This window comes from Fundidesulfovibrio soli, from assembly GCF_022808695.1.
Taxonomy (GTDB): domain Bacteria; phylum Desulfobacterota; class Desulfovibrionia; order Desulfovibrionales; family Desulfovibrionaceae; genus Fundidesulfovibrio; species Fundidesulfovibrio soli.
Map to the genome: position 1 here is coordinate 40290 of NZ_JAKZKW010000006.1, position 14909 is coordinate 55198.

Genomic DNA, 14909 nt, shown 5'->3' on the forward strand with positions numbered 1-14909 from the left:
CGCCAACGAGACCGTAGGAGGGCAGGCAGTCATGGAGGGGGTCATGATCCGCTCCAAGAATTGCCTGGCCATTGCGGTTCGCCGTCCCGACGGCGAGATCCTCGTTGAGACGCGCCCCTGGTTCAGCCTTACCGACGCGAAGTGGCTCAAAAAGCCCTTCCTGCGCGGCTTTCCCGTATTGCTGGAGACCCTGGTCAACGGCATCAAGGCCCTGAACTTCTCCGCCCAGCAGGCGCTGGACGAGGAGGAGGGGGAGATTTCCCCCTGGGCCATGACGCTGACCATGGTTTCCGCCATCGGGTTCGCGCTGCTGCTCTTCGTGGTGGCTCCGCACATGTTCTCGGTGGGCATGAATTGGCTGGGGCTCTCCGGCGGGGCCGAGGCCCTCTCCTTCCACATGTGGGACGGCCTGTTCAAGCTCCTGATGTTCGTGGGCTACATCCTGTGCATCTCCTTCATCCCGGACATCCGGCGGGTGTTCCAGTACCACGGGGCGGAGCACAAGGTGATCTGGGCCTTCGAGAACAACGTGACCCTCTCTCCAGAGGCCGTCAGGGACTTCTCCCGCCTGCATCCGCGCTGCGGCACGACCTTCCTGCTGTTCGTGCTGGCGGTCTCCATTGTGCTCTACACCTTCCTGGTGCCCCTGCTGCTGCAGTTCTGGGCTCCTGAGAACGGGGTGCTCAAGCAGGCCTACATCATCGGCGTGAAGTTCGTGCTCATGGTGCCCATCAGCGCCATTTCCTACGAGATCATCAAGTTCTCCGGGAAGTTCCACAAGAACATCCTCTGCAAGGCCCTCGCCTGCCCAGGGCTGGCCATGCAGATGCTCACCACCCACGAGCCCGACGACGCCCAGATCGAGGTGGCCATCGCGGCCCTCAACGGGGCGCTCGGGCGCAAATAATCCGGAAGCAGGTCATGTTCGCCAAGCTCGAAAGCATCGAAACCAGGTTCGTCGAACTCGAAAGGGAGCTGTCCTCCCCCGAGGTCCTGGGCGACCAGGAGCGCTACCGCAAGCTCACCAAGACCCACTCGGACCTGGGTGGCGTGGTCTCCGTGTTCCGGCGCTACAAGAAGCTCCGGGAGGACCTGGAGGAGAACAAGCTTCTCCTGGAGGATTCCGACCCCGAAATGCGGGAAATGGCCGCCGCCGAGATCAAGGCCCTCCAGGAAGAGATCCCCAACCTGGAAGCGGAACTCAAGATCCTGCTGCTGCCCAAGGACCCCCTGGACGACAAGAACATCCTCCTGGAAATCCGCGCGGGCACCGGCGGCGAGGAAGCCGCGCTCTTCGCCGCGGACCTCTTCCGCATGTACATGCGCTACGCCGAGCGTCAGCGCTGGAAGCTGGAAGTGCTGAGCGAATCCCCCTCCGACACGGGCGGCTTCAAGGAAATCATCGCCAACATCTCCGGCGAGAAGGTCTACAGCCGCCTGAAGTACGAGTCCGGAACGCACCGCGTGCAGCGCGTACCCGCCACCGAAACCCAGGGCCGCATCCACACCTCCGCAGCCACCGTGGCCATCCTTCCCGAAGCCGACGAGGTGGACGTGAAGCTCGACCCCAACGAGCTGCGCATCGACGTGTACCGCTCCGGCGGCCCCGGCGGCCAGAGCGTGAACACCACGGACTCGGCCGTGCGCGTGACCCACATCCCCTCCGGGCTGGTGGTCATCTGCCAGGACGAGAAGAGCCAGCACAAGAACAAGGCCAAGGCCATGAAGGTGCTGCTCTCCCGCCTGTTGCACCAGGAACAGGAAAAGCAGCGCATGGAGGTGGAGGCCACCCGCCGCCAGCAGGTCGGCTCCGGCGACCGCTCCGAGCGCATCCGCACCTACAACTACCCCCAGGGGCGCATGACCGATCACCGCATCGGCTTCACCATGCACAACCTGGACAAGATCATGGACGGCGACATCGACGACATGATGAACGCCCTGATCAACCACTACCAGACCGAGGCGCTCAAGGCCCAGGCCGACAACGCCTAGCACGCCCGGCTGGAATCCGAATCAGGACGCCCGCGCACGCACAGTGCGCGGGCGTTTTCTTTTGGTGGACAAGAGGGGAGGGGCCTCCGGCGGGCAAAGGGAGTTCCTCCCTTTGCAATCCCTTGAGAGCTTCGCGTCCAGTTTCGGTTCCGCGTCTTGGAATGCGCAGTCCACTGATAACCGATAGCAAAATGCGGCGGATCATTCTGGGAAAGCCTCGGATCGCATGCTGCCGCCGTGAACCGCATCGTCTTCCGGGTGGGGCCGCGAGCGGCGGCGCATGGCGATATTCTTCCGATATATCGGCTTGCGCCGCAGCTCACGGCCCCCCCCCGCAGAGGCAAACAGACGATTCAATACCTGGTTCCGATGGGCGCAGCCCAGTGGGCGTCCAGGGGCGATGCCGGATCAGGTCACGCATCTGGGCATGGCTGCTTGGCACGACCACGCAGGACCCTCACCGTCGCTTCGCTCGGGCGACCAGCCCCTGGCATGCGGCTGCGATGCCCACGGCCCCGGATTGTCCAAACGCACGGCGACCGTACGGCCAGCCCAACCGTCCCTGGCCGTGTGCCCCTCGCAGCGGCGAAACTCTGAAGGCCTTGCTTCCGCAATGTATTCAGCTCCCTCTGTCGAGGGAATGGTGTGCAAATCGTTTTGCATCCCATACTGAAACAGTTCTTGCGCAGGTGCATGAATATTTTGGCAGGCACCCTGATTTTACCCCTTGAAATGTAGACAGAAAGGCGTAGCTTCGGACCGTTTTGGAAGAAGAAGCATCTCACTCATGATTCAAGTGCTTCAAATGCTTGAATAATTTTTCAATTGTTGTTGGAGGGGGTATGTCTGAAGCTGATGACACATTCGGGGGGTCGGACAGGCGTTTTCCGATCCCCAAATTGATCGAAGCGCTGCGCTGCGGCTACAACGCCCGCGACGCCCTGAAGGATCTCGGCGCGGGCGTCACCGTGGGCGTGGTGGCCCTCCCCCTGGCCATGGCCTTCGCCATCGCCTCGCACGTCACCCCGGAACGCGGGCTCTTCACCGCCATCGTGGCGGGCTTCCTCATCTCCCTGCTGGGCGGCTCCCGCTACGCCGTGGGCGGACCGACCGGCGCCTTCGTGGTGATCATCGCCGGCATCGTGGACCGCCACGGCTACGAGGGCTTGGTGCTCACGACCCTGATGGCCGGTGTGATCCTGCTGGTCATGGGCGCGGCCAAGCTCGGCAAGCTCATCAAGTTCATCCCCTATCCGGTGATCACCGGGTTCACCAGCGGCATCGCCGTTTTGATATTCTCCAGCCAGATCAGTGATTTCCTCGGCATGGGCCTCAAAAATGTGCCGGCGGAGTTCGGGCCAAAAGTCGCGGTCCTCTTCGAATCCCTGCATCTTACTGACGCCCCCACGGCGATCATCGGCTTCGGCTCCCTGCTGGCCATCCTGGCCGCGAGGCGCTTCTTCCCCAAGATCCCCGGCCCGGTGTTCGGCGTCACCCTGGGGGCTGTGCTGGTATCGGCCATGGACCTGCCCGTGGAGACCATCGGCACGCGCTTCGGCGGCATCCCGGAGAGCCTGCCCGCCTTCACGCCCGTCGCGCTGGACTGGAGCTCGCTCAAGGCTCTGCTGCCCGACGCCCTGACCATCGCCCTGCTGGCGGGCATCGAATCCCTGCTGTGCTGCGTGGTGGCCGACGGCATGACCGGCGACAGGCACGACTCCTCCATGGAACTGCTGGCCCAGGGCTCCGCCAACATCGCCTCGGTGTTCTTCGGCGGCATCCCTGCCACCGGGGCCGTGGCCCGCACCGTGACCAACATCAAGTCCGGGGCGGTTTCGCCCGTGGCGGGCTGCATCCACGCCCTGGTGCTGGTCGCCTTCGTGCTCTTCGCCGCGCCCCTGGCCTCGGCCATTCCGCTTTCCAGCCTGGCGGCGGTGCTCCTGGTGGTCGCCTTCGACATGAGCGAATACCGCAAGTTCGGCCGCCTGCTGCGCGCCCCGCGCTCCGACGTGGCGGTGCTCCTGAGCACCTTCGCCCTCACCGTGTTCGTGGACCTCACCGTGGCCGTGTATGTTGGCGTGCTGCTGGCGTCCCTCCTGTTCATGCGCCGCATGAGCGAGATGACCGACATCTGCGCCTGCAGGCTCAAGGACGGGGAGGACTCCTCCCTGGCGGTGGCAGACCTGGCAGGCGGCGGCTCCGACGTTGATCTTGGCGGGGACCTGTGCCCCCTGCCCGGGGGCAAGTGGCGGGTGATCCCCGAGGGCGTGCAGGTCTACGAGATCGACGGCCCCTTCTTCTTCGGCATCGCGGACAGGTTCCAGGACATCCTCGACGTGGTCAGCGGCTCCCCGAAGGCTTTCGTCCTCGACGTGACGCACACGCCGACCATCGACTCCACCGGCGTGAACGCCCTGGAGAACTTCCTGAAAAAGTGCCGCCGCCGGGGCATCCGCGTCCTGTTCGTGGGGATGCGCCCTCATTTCATTCGCACGTTGCACCGTTTTGGTACGGACGACGCCATAGGAAGCGAAAACATATTTGCCCGCCTCAGCGACGCCCTGGCCGCTGCGGCCGGGCCGACGCAAAGGAACGCCGCGGGGCATTATGTGACATAGTACTATTGAACGCCCAACCGCATTTACATCTCGACACGAACTGATTATGTGTCGGCGTCTGGGTTTGCGTCCAGGCGACAGTCCGTTTCAGAGGGGGCGCAGCCCGAATGCGTTTCGTCGTCGGCCGGAAGAGGGAACACACAGGCTCAATCCTGACGGGGCTGCTCCTGGCGGCTGCCGCGCTCTCGTGCCTGTGGCTTCATCCGGCCCGGGCCCTGGCCGCGCAGGAAGGCTACGTGCCCCGCTTCCAGCATTTCGGCGTGGAGGACGGGCTGGCCCAGTCCTCCGCCGTGTGCCTGGCCCAGGACTCGCAGGGCTTTCTCTGGGTGGGCACGTATGCCGGGCTTTCCCGCTTCGACGGCTACGGGTTCAGGAACTTCACCGCCGGCCCCGACGGCCGCAGCGGGCTGGCCGACAACAACATCCGATCCCTGACGGTCTCCCGCGACGGCACGCTCTGGGTCGGCACGCGCAGCGGAGGACTCTCCCGCTATGACGGGGCTTCCCAGACCTTCTCCAGTTATCTGAACAACCCCTCCGACTTGGGCTCCGTTCCCTCCAACGAGATCCACGCCATCCACGAAGCCCCAAACGGCATCATGCTTCTGGGCACATCCCTGGGGCTTGCCGAGTGGTCCCCCCTCCTGAATCGCTGCCTGGCCCGGGCGGGTGGGGAACTGCCCAAGGGTGCCAGAGACGTGGTGAGCATCGCCCAGACCCCCTCGGGCGTGATCTGGGTGGCCTCCCGCAAGCAGGTCTCCCGCTACGACCTCGACGCGCATGCTCTGCATCCGCTTGAAAACAAGGAACTCTCCAAGGTGTTGTCCAGATCGGGCGCGAGCGCGCTCTTCGCCGATGGCGAAGGCACGCTCTGGGTGGGCACCGAAACCGCAGGGCTGCTGCGGGTGGACCTGGGTTCCGGCAAAGTGGAATCCTTCCTGCCGGATGCCTACATCTACCGAATGCTGCGCGACAGCCGAGGGGATCTCTGGGCCGCCAGCGACAAGGGGCTGGCCCGCTACCGCGTCGGGGACGGCGTAGAGGGCTTCGAGTTGTTCGCATCCAACCCCTTCGATCCCGACTCGCTCAGCCAGAACGACGCCATGTCCCTGCTGGAGGACGCCTCCGGCATCCTTTGGGTGGGCACCTATTCGGGCGGCCTGAACAAGCTTGTGCCGGGGGCGCGCTATTTCTCCTCCTACAGGAAAATCCCGGGCGATTCCAACAGCCTGCCCGGGCGCGAGGTCAGCGCCGTGCTGCGGGACCGGGAAGGGCTGGTCTGGGTGGGCACCCGCTACGACGGGCTGGCCTGCATGGGCGGGGGGGACGCGCCGGGGCGCCGCAAGGTGCTCAAGGTCTACCGGCATGACCCCAAGACCCCGGACAGCCTGGCCGAGGATTCCATCAATTGCCTCATGGAGGATTCCAAAGGCCGCATCTGGGTGGGCACGGTGGATTCCGGCCTCAGCGTGCTGGACAAGAAGACGGGCCGGTTCACCACGTACAGCCACAACCCTGCCGATCCGAACAGCCTGAGCCAGGACAAGATATGGTGCCTGCTCGAGGACACCGACGGCATCATCTGGGTGGGCACCAGCAAGGCCGGGCTCAACCGGCTGAATCCCGCCACCGGGAAGGTGACGCGCTACATGCACGACGCCTCCGACCCCTGCAGCATCAGCCACGACCGCGTGCGCCGCATCGTCCAGGCGAGGGATGGATCGCTTCTCATCGGCACCAACGCCGGGCTCAACCGCATGGATCGCGGCACGGGCAAGTTCACCCATTGGAGCAACGAACCCGGAAACCCGGGCAGCCTCTCAAACGACCGGGTGACGCCCATCCTGGAGGATCCCTCCGGTACGCTCTGGATCGGCACGGACAACGGGCTTAACCGCTACAACCCCGATACCGGCCTGTTCACGCGCTACGGCGTGGCGCAGGGCCTGGCTGACGACGGCATCCAGGGCCTTGCGATGGACGGCGCGGGCGAGGTCTGGATGAGCACCTTCAAGGGAATCTCCAGGCTGAACCCGGAAATGGGCGATGTGCGCAACTATTCCCGCCGCGACGGCCTGGTGGGGCTTGAGTTCACCATGAACGCCTACTACCAGGCGGCCGACGGGGAGCTGTTCTTCGGGGGATTTTCCGGCCTGAACTCCTTCTACCCCAGCCAGGTGGAAGCCAACGTCCACGCCCCGCCGGTGGCCATCTGCGAGTTGCGGGTGAACAACCGGCCCCGCCCGCTTCCGGGATATCCGAAGGCCGGCGAGGTGCGGCTCGAACCTGGCGACCACAGCCTGGGCATCGACTTCTCCGGCATGGACTTCGCCAACACGGGGCGCAACCGCTACGCTTACATGCTGGAGGGCTTCGACGCCTCCTGGGTGGATAGCGGACAGGTCCACAGCGCCACCTACACCAACCTGGACCCAGGGAGCTACCGCTTCCTGGTCAAGGCGGCCAACAACGAAGGCTTCTGGGGGGGCGAGACCGAGATCCTCTCCGCGGTGGTGGTGCCGCCGTACTGGCGCACGCTGTGGTTCAAATCGTTGCTTGGGCTCATGGCGCTGGGAGTGGCCTACTCGGGATATGCCTGGCGCCTGGGCAGCCTCAAGGCGCGGAGGCTTGAGCTCGAGCAGACGGTGGCCCGCCAGACGGCCTCCCTGCGCCACGAGATCGATGAACGCGTGAAGGCCGAGGCCGAACTGCGCGAGAGCCAGCAGAGCTTCCAGGCCATCTTCCAATACAGCCCCGTGGCTGTGATCATCAGCTCCATGGCGGACGGCCGCCTCATCCAGGTGAACAATGCCTTCTGCAGCCTGATGGGCCAGCCCGTGGAGGAGCTGCTGGGCCGCACCGGCCTGGAGATCGGTCTCTGGGAGGGGCCGGAGCAGCGCAGGGATGTGGTGGAGAAGCTCAGGGAGCGGCGCCTGCTCCTGAACATGGAACTCGGGACCATCACCCGCGGCGGAAGAAGAATCTACACGCTCTGCTCCGTGGCAGTGGTGGACCTCTTCAAGGAACCCTGCGCCCTGTGGCTCATCTCCGACATCAGCGACCGCAAGACCCTCGAAGAGGAGATCATCGCCGCGCGCGAACGGGCCGAGGCGGCCAACCAGGCCAAGAGCGACTTTCTGGCCAACGTCAGCCACGAGATCCGCTCCCCCCTCAACGCCATCCTGGGGCTCACGGAGCTGGCCATCAACCGCGGGCCTGAGCCGGAGCTGCGCTCCCTGCTGGAGAAGGTCACCTCCGCGAGCCACGTGCTGCTGGGCGTCATCAACGATCTGCTGGACATCTCCAAGATCGAGGCCGGCAGGATGGAGCTGTGCCCCGCGCCGTTCTCCCTGCGCGCGGTGCTCACGCGACTGCGCGACATCTTCGAGCACAAGGCGCAGGAGAAGGGGGTTGGCTTCAGCGTGGAGATCGGGCCTGACATCCCCGAATCGGTGCTGGGCGACAGCCTGCGCCTGGAGCAGGTGCTCATCAACCTGGTGGGCAACGCCGTGAAGTTCACCGAGAAGGGCGGGGTGTCCGTGTCGGCCGGTTGCGAACAGGAGCCCGACGGCTCCGTCCTGTTGCGCTGCACCGTGCGGGACAGCGGCATCGGCTTGACCCCGGAGCAGCTGGAAAAGGTGTTCCAGCCCTTCGTGCAGGCCGAGGGCTCCACATCCAGGCGCTTCGGCGGCACCGGCCTGGGGCTTTCCATCGTGAGCCGCCTGGTGGCAATGATGGGCGGCGAGGTCACGGTGCAGAGCGAGCCCGGGCAGGGCAGCGCCTTCACCTTTACGGCCCGCTTCGCCCCGGACGCTGGGGCCGGGGCCACCGAAGCCGCGAACGCTCGCGCGCTGGCCTCGCTGCAGGGCCTGAGGGTGCTGGTCGTGGACGACAACGACCTCAACCGGGAGCTCACCACCGAGCTCGTGCGCATGGCCGGCATGGAGCCAACGCCCGCCGCCGGGGGCCGGGAGGCGTTGGAGTTGCTGGAGAATAATTCCTTCGATATCGCCCTGCTGGACGTGCAGATGCCCGTCATGGACGGCTACCAGCTGGCGCGCGCCATCCGCGACAGGCACGACGGGCGGCGGATGCTGCTGCTGGCCCTCACGGCCCACGCCATGTCCGGCGACAGGGAAAAGTGCGTGGCCGCGGGCATGGACGACTACCTGACCAAACCTGTGATGCCGGACGTTCTCTTCTCCACCATCGGGCGGCTTGTACGGCCGCAGGCCTGCCAATCCTGAAAAATGCCTTGGAATCCGGCCGGGCCCTGGATATGAATCGGCCCATCCATGAGCAGACAGCCCACCCTCCGCGACATCCTGGCCAAGACGGAAAACTATTTCCGCGAAAAGAACGTGGACTCCCCGCGCCTCTCCGCCCAGCTCATCCTGGGCAAGGGCCTGGGAGTGGACCGCATGGGCCTCTTCCTGAACCTGGACCGGCCCATGCTGCCCGCCGAGCTGGACGCCTTGCGCCCCCTGGTGGCCCGGCGGGGCAGGGGCGAGCCCGTGGCCTACATTACCGGGGAGCGCGAATTCTTCAGCATGGCCTTCGCTGTGGATTCCAACGTGCTGATCCCCAGGCCCGAGACCGAACAGATCGTCGAGGAGGCCCTGCGGGCCTTCCCGCGCGAGACGGAGCTGGTCTTCGCCGACCTGGGCTGCGGCTCCGGCTGCCTGGCCGTGACCCTCGCCGCCCAGTTCACGGCCTCGCGTGGCGTGGCCCTGGACGTGAGCCCCGGAGCGCTGGCCGTGGCCCGCGCCAACGCCGCCCGGCACAACGTGGAAGGCAGGCTGGAGTTCGTGCAGGGCACCTTCGCGGACCTGCCCGCCCAGCCCTGCGGCTACACCCTCGTCGTCTCCAACCCGCCCTACGTCAGCGAGGCCGAATACGGCGAGCTCTCCCCCGAGGTGGCCGCGTTCGAGCCGCGCGGCGCCCTTGTCCCGGATACCGGAGCGCCCGGCGCGAACGGGCTGGAGGCCTACCCCGAGGTGGCCCGCGTGGCCCGCGAGCGGCTGGCCCCCGGCGGAGTGCTCATCCTGGAGATCGGCTGGAAGCAGGGGCAGGCCGTCAAAGAGCTGCTGGAATCCCAGGAGTTCGGCTTCGAAGGGGTAGGGGTGCTCAAGGACCTTGCCGGGCTGGACCGCGTGGTCATCGGCCGCAGGCCCTGCTGAACGGTTCGCCGCCCCGGCGGCCTGAGAAATGCCTGGAGGAATCATGCTTGAAGTGGCGGTGTTCCTGTGCGGCGCGGTGGTCATGGTCATGGAGTTGGCCGCCTCCCGGGTGCTTGCGCCCTTTCTGGGCACCTCCACCGTGGTCTGGACCAGCATCATCGGCGTGATCCTGGGGGCCATGTCCCTGGGCTACTGGTGGGGCGGCAGGCTGGCGGACAAGAGCCCCAAACCATCCACGCTCGCCCTGGTCATCCTGGGGGCCTCGGGCTTCACCGCCCTGATCGGCTTCTCCCGCTCCTTCATCGTGGAGATGATTCAATATTCCGGCAGCGGGCTGCATCTGGGCTCGCTCCAGGCGGCCATGCTGCTCTTCGCGCCCCCGGCGACGCTGCTGGGCATGGTGGCCCCCTTCGCGGCGCGCATCCGGCTGAGCGATTGCGCCCACGCGGGCCGCACAGTGGGCAGGCTCTACGCCCTCTCCACCCTGGGCAGCATCGTGGGCACCTTCGCCGGGGGGTTCTTCCTGATCTCCTGGTTCGGCAGCGCGGCGATCCAGTTCCTGCTGGCGGCGGTGCTGGTGCTGGCCTCCCTGCTGTGCCACGCGGGGCGCTGGCAGCCCAAGGCCTGTCTGGCCGCCGCCTACGTCGGCCTCTACCTGCTGGCCGCCTTCGACGCCGAGGCCTACGCCGCCCGTAACATCCACGACGTGGACACCCCCTATCAGCGCGTGCTGGTCTACCCCTCGCGCGATTTCACGACGGGCAAGAGCACCCTGGCCATGAGCACCGGTCCGGAGGGGGTACAGGGGGCCGTCTACCCCGACGAACCTGGGGGGTTGGCCCTCAATTACACCCGCTTCCTCACCCTGGCCGGGCATTTCGCGCCGGATTTCCGCTCCGTGCTCGTGCTGGGCGGCGGGGCCTACGCCTTCCCCAAGTACGTTCTGGAGCATCACCCGCAGGCCCGAGTGGACGTGGTGGAGCTGGACCCCGGCGTGACCCGGCTGGCGCGCGAGCACTTCTTCCTGCGGGACGACCCCAGGATGCGCCTGATCCAGGAGGACGCCCGCACCTTCCTCAACGCCAACAAGGCCCGCTACGACGTCATCGTGGAGGACGTCTTCAACTCCCACGCGTCCATCCCTTTCCACCTCACCACGGTGGAAACCGCGCGCCGCCTGAGCGACGCCCTGGAGGACCGGGGAGTGCTGCTGGTGAACAGCATATGCGCCCTGGAAGGGCCGGTCTCCCGCCTGTATACCTCGCTGTACGCCACGCTGCGGGCCGTATTTCCCCAGGTGCACGTGATTCGGGCCTGGACCTCCGGCGACCCTGCGGCTATGCAGAACGTCCTTTTCGTGTGCTTCAAGGACGCGGAGGAACGCCCCTGGACCAGCGGAGACGAGGAACGCCAGGCCCGGCTGGACCGGCGCATCGAGCCACCCTCCCTGGCCGGGGCCCTTGTGCTGACTGACGACTTCGCTCCAGTAGAACGCTTCATAACCGGTTGGTGAAAAACATGACCAAGCAATTGGCCCTCGACGACCCCTGTCCCTGCTGCTCCGGGCAGCCCTACGGCGAATGCTGCGCGCCCATCATCACGGGCGACCTGGCCGCCCCCACCGCCCTGGCCCTGATGCGCTCGCGCTACACGGCCTACGCCCTGGGCCACATCGACTACCTCAAAACCTCGCTGGACACGCGCTGGCAGGCCTCCTTCGACGAGCAGAGCACCCGCGAGTGGTCCGAAAAGGCCGTCTGGAAGGGCCTGGAGATCATCGGCTGCAAGGAAGGCGGAGCCGACGACGATGAGGGCGAGGTGGAGTTCACCGCGACCTTCGAAATGGACGGCGAGGAGCAGCTGCTGCGCGAGCGCGCCAAGTTTCGCAAACGCGCCGGGCAGTGGCGCTACATCGACGGCCGGGTCAAGTCCGCCCAGGAGCCTGTGGTCACCAAGGGTTCCAAGGTCGGCCGCAACGATCCCTGCCCCTGCGGCAGCGGCAAGAAGTTCAAGAAGTGCTGCGGCTGAGGAATCTTTGCAGAATTTTCAATTAATCGTTGACACATCCGATGGAGGAGCATAAACCTCTCCTTCTGCAGTGACGCGGGGTGGAGCAGACCGGTAGCTCATCGGGCTCATAACCCGAAGATCGTGGGTTCAAATCCCACCCCCGCAACCAGGAAGTCAGGGCCTTACGGAGATTATCCGCAAGGCCCTTTTCCTTTTTGATACCCTCTTGGTACCCAAGTCCGTAAGCTGGGGTAATGTGGTGGTCTGTTTGGCAGCATTTCCCGGGCTTGAGCACCCCCACAGGATTGCCCCCCAGCCAGGCCGTCTCCAGGTGTGAGGTGGCGGTCAATTTGAGACGCACTTTCACGCAATTTGATACGGAACCAACGCCACGTCCGGGCAGGAGGAGCAAAGCAAAAAGGAGGGTGGACGGCGAGGCCCCTTTCCACGTTCGTGGCAACCTCGCATGGCGTTCCAGGCTTCCGCCCGTGCCACGGCCAGGGGATTTGCACCGTGTCCGTCCACCAGGAACCACGCTTGAACGAAGAGCCCGGCAGAATCAACGCCGTCACTGTACGTGATCCTGCCGGGCGGAAGATGGCAGACGGTGGGGCCTCCCCTCCGCTTTCGCGGAAACCCCACATGGCGCTCCAGGCGTCAGCCCGTGCTACGGCAGAGAGAATGTCACCGTGTCGCGCCCGCCGATCTTTCCATATCAATTCGTTCGCCTTTTTGTACAGTGCGGAAAGTCCATTAAGTGCTCGAAGATACGCTAAAAATGCCCCAGAAAGCCAGGTCCGCCCACTGGGGCTACATTGACCTACCCGGCCCTTTTCGGGCCGGTGGGAAAATTGGGCAGCCGGTGTCCAGTGGATAAGGAGAAGAGGTGCGCCGGTCGACGTTGCTTCGCCAGCGCATTCCGAGTAATATCCATGGAACTGTCGGGAACTCGCAGCGCGCGGCTCCCGGAATGTCTAGGGGCCCTGGCCGAGGGCGAATGCCGCCGCAGGGATGCCATGCCAGGGGGTGTTCCGGCCCCGCTGGCCGCCCCGGGCAACACACAACAGGTGAAGGCGAGACCCCAATGGCGGACAATGCACGCGTATCGATTGTTTCCCGGATGCCGGTTCGCGCTGGGAGGGCGTGTTGAAACGCCTGGTGCTTCTTGCGGCCCTCGTGTGCCTGCTTTGTTCCGCCGAGCTGCTCTGTCCCCTGTCGAAACCGCGCGCCCAGCCCGGTGTTGCGTCCGATACCCAGCCCAGTCCCCATGCCAACCCTTCCCCTCCCGCACCGGGCGAGCCCCAGGCCCTAGCGCCGCAACCGGCCCCGCAATCGACGCAGGAGGTTGACCAGGAACCGGTACAGAGCCCGGCCGGCCCACAGCGGCTACGCTATCAGGTCTCGTTTTCCGGTCTGACCGACAAGGCCCTCCTGGACCTGCTGCGGTCCGTGTCCGACACTGCCTCCAAGGCGGACAAACCCCCGGCCAGCCTGTTCCTCCTGAAGGGGCGCGCGCGGGGCGACCTGAAAAAGCTCAAAGACGCCATGGCCTCGCGGGGCTACTTCGCGGCCCAGGTCAGCTATTCGATCGATGACTCGACTACGCCCGTGCAAGTACGGTTCACGGTGGACCCCGGCGGCGCGTTCCTTCTGAAATGGGTGGATGTGGAATTGAGCGAGGGCAGCGAACCCGTGCGCTTCACCTTGCCGGAGGCATCCGAACTGGGCCTGGCTTTGGAAGCTCCGGCGGTGTCCAAGGACATCGTCAACGCCGACGACAAAGTCGTCAGCATATTCAAGAACCGGGGCCATCCTTTCGCCAGCCTCTCCCGCCGCAAGGCCGTGGCCGATCCGCAGGCGCTCACCCTGCACGTCACCTACGTCGTCACTCCCGGACCCTACTGCGTCTTCGGCCCCACGGCGCTCACAGGGCTCAAGGACGTGAAGGAGCGTCTCCTCCTGCCGCTCATCCCCTGGAAGGAGGGTGACGAGTACAACCAGGAAAAGGTCGATCTCTTCCAGCAGCGCCTCGCGGATCTGGGGCTCTTCGCCAAGGCCACGGCAGCCCCTAAGATTCTTCCCAAAGAGCCGGGGCGCGTCGAAGTGGAGGCCCAGGTCACCGAACGCAAGCCGCGCACCTTCAAGGGCGGCGTGACCTACAACACGGATGACGGGCCCGGGGCGCAGGTTAACTGGGAGCACCGCAACCTCTTCGGCAACGGCGAACGCCTGAAGCTCCATCTGGCGGTGTCGCAGGTCAGCAAGGTGTTCGAGGCCAACTTCGAGAACCCCTTCTTCCTGGACCAGCGCCAGCGCCTGCTGGCCGGGGTAAGGGCCGCCGACGAGAACACGAAGGCCTACCACGGCCAGAACGCCACCGGGGAGCTCAAAATCTCGCGCAAGCTGGGCGAACAGGTCTCGGCCCAGGTCGGCCTGGGCTACCGGTCCAGTCTGGTCTACGACGACGCCGCCAATCCGAGTGCGGTCAACACCCGCTACAATCTGGCCTCCGTCCCGCTGGGGCTCTCGGCCGACACGCGCGACGACCCGCTCAACCCATCGAGAGGCTGGATGTTCGCCGTGAATGCCACGCCCTGGGTGGACGCGCAGGGTACGAACCTCAACTTCGTGAAGGCGGTCGCCGCCGGTTCGCACTACCTGCGCCTGCTGGAGAAACCGTCGCTTATATTGGCCACGCGGGCCTCGCTGGGCACCATCTCCGGCGTCTCGGCCTCGCGGCTTCTGCCGCCGGACATCCGTTTCTACGCGGGCGGCAGCGGGTCCATCCGGGGCTACGCCTATCAGAGCGCGGGGCCGCTGCGCGGGGACAAACCGCTCGGCGGGCGCTCCATTTTCGATTTCGGCACCGAGCTGCGGATTCGCCTGACCGAGATGTTCGGGCTGGTTTTCTTCATGGACGGCGGTAACGCCTTTGAGGCCGAGTATCCCGAACCGGGCAAGGGCCTGTTGCTGGGGGCGGGCACGGGGTTGCGGGTGTTCACGCCCATCGGGCCGTTCCGGGTGGACGTAGCCACGCCGCTCAACCGCCGGAGGAACGTGGACGACGTGTTCCAGCTTTATATCAGCCTGGGCCAGGCCTTCTAGC

The 14909-nt window shown here is 65.6% G+C and carries 8 protein-coding genes and 1 tRNA gene; all 9 read left to right on the forward strand.

What is annotated here, in order from left to right:
• Positions 1-43 precede the first annotated feature (43 nt).
• The 9 genes from MLE18_RS07910 to MLE18_RS07955 all read left to right on the forward strand — a co-directional run bounded on the left by MLE18_RS07910 (position 44) and on the right by MLE18_RS07955 (position 14908).
• Positions 44-907, forward strand: a complete 864-nt coding sequence (locus MLE18_RS07910) for a DUF1385 domain-containing protein (protein WP_243438249.1) — start codon at positions 44-46, stop codon at positions 905-907.
• A 14-nt stretch (positions 908-921) separates the two neighbouring features.
• Positions 922-1995 carry a peptide chain release factor 1 gene (prfA, locus tag MLE18_RS07915; protein WP_243438250.1) on the forward strand — a complete coding sequence of 358 codons (1074 nt, stop codon included), beginning with the start codon at positions 922-924 and terminating at the stop codon, positions 1993-1995.
• Positions 1996-2837: 842 nt separating this feature from the next.
• Complete coding sequence (locus tag MLE18_RS07920; RefSeq protein ID WP_243438251.1) at positions 2838-4613, forward strand: SulP family inorganic anion transporter; 1776 nt, start codon at positions 2838-2840, stop codon at positions 4611-4613.
• Between the two features lie 107 nt (positions 4614-4720).
• On the forward strand, positions 4721-8860 hold the full coding sequence (locus MLE18_RS07925; RefSeq protein ID WP_243438252.1) for a two-component regulator propeller domain-containing protein: 4140 nt from the start codon (positions 4721-4723) through the stop codon (positions 8858-8860).
• A 48-nt stretch (positions 8861-8908) separates the two neighbouring features.
• Positions 8909-9793, forward strand: a complete 885-nt coding sequence (prmC, locus tag MLE18_RS07930) for a peptide chain release factor N(5)-glutamine methyltransferase (RefSeq protein ID WP_243438253.1) — start codon at positions 8909-8911, stop codon at positions 9791-9793.
• Positions 9794-9836: 43 nt separating this feature from the next.
• On the forward strand, positions 9837-11306 hold the full coding sequence (locus tag MLE18_RS07935) for a fused MFS/spermidine synthase (protein WP_243438254.1): 1470 nt from the start codon (positions 9837-9839) through the stop codon (positions 11304-11306).
• Positions 11307-11311: 5 nt separating this feature from the next.
• Entirely contained in the window at positions 11312-11821 is a 510-nt protein-coding gene (locus MLE18_RS07945) for a YchJ family protein (RefSeq protein WP_272881547.1), read from the forward strand.
• A gap of 74 nt (positions 11822-11895) precedes the next feature.
• Positions 11896-11972 (forward strand) — tRNA-Met (locus tag MLE18_RS07950).
• Between the two features lie 1280 nt (positions 11973-13252).
• Positions 13253-14908, forward strand: coding sequence for an autotransporter assembly complex protein TamA (locus MLE18_RS07955; RefSeq protein WP_243438255.1), 1656 nt, complete (start codon positions 13253-13255; stop codon positions 14906-14908).
• Position 14909 lies beyond the last annotated feature (1 nt).

Excerpts from the sequence above, each read along its gene's own strand:
- MLE18_RS07910 (WP_243438249.1), top strand. The coding sequence starts at position 44 with ATGATCCGCTCCAAGAATTGCCTGGCCATTGCGGTTCGCCGTCCCGAC.
- MLE18_RS07945 (WP_272881547.1), top strand. The coding sequence starts at position 11,312 with ATGACCAAGCAATTGGCCCTCGACGACCCCTGTCCCTGCTGCTCCGGG.
- MLE18_RS07935 (WP_243438254.1), top strand. The coding sequence starts at position 9,837 with ATGCTTGAAGTGGCGGTGTTCCTGTGCGGCGCGGTGGTCATGGTCATG.
- MLE18_RS07920 (WP_243438251.1), top strand. The coding sequence starts at position 2,838 with ATGTCTGAAGCTGATGACACATTCGGGGGGTCGGACAGGCGTTTTCCG.
- MLE18_RS07925 (WP_243438252.1), top strand. The coding sequence starts at position 4,721 with ATGCGTTTCGTCGTCGGCCGGAAGAGGGAACACACAGGCTCAATCCTG.
- prfA (WP_243438250.1), top strand. The coding sequence starts at position 922 with ATGTTCGCCAAGCTCGAAAGCATCGAAACCAGGTTCGTCGAACTCGAA.
- prmC (WP_243438253.1), top strand. The coding sequence starts at position 8,909 with ATGAGCAGACAGCCCACCCTCCGCGACATCCTGGCCAAGACGGAAAAC.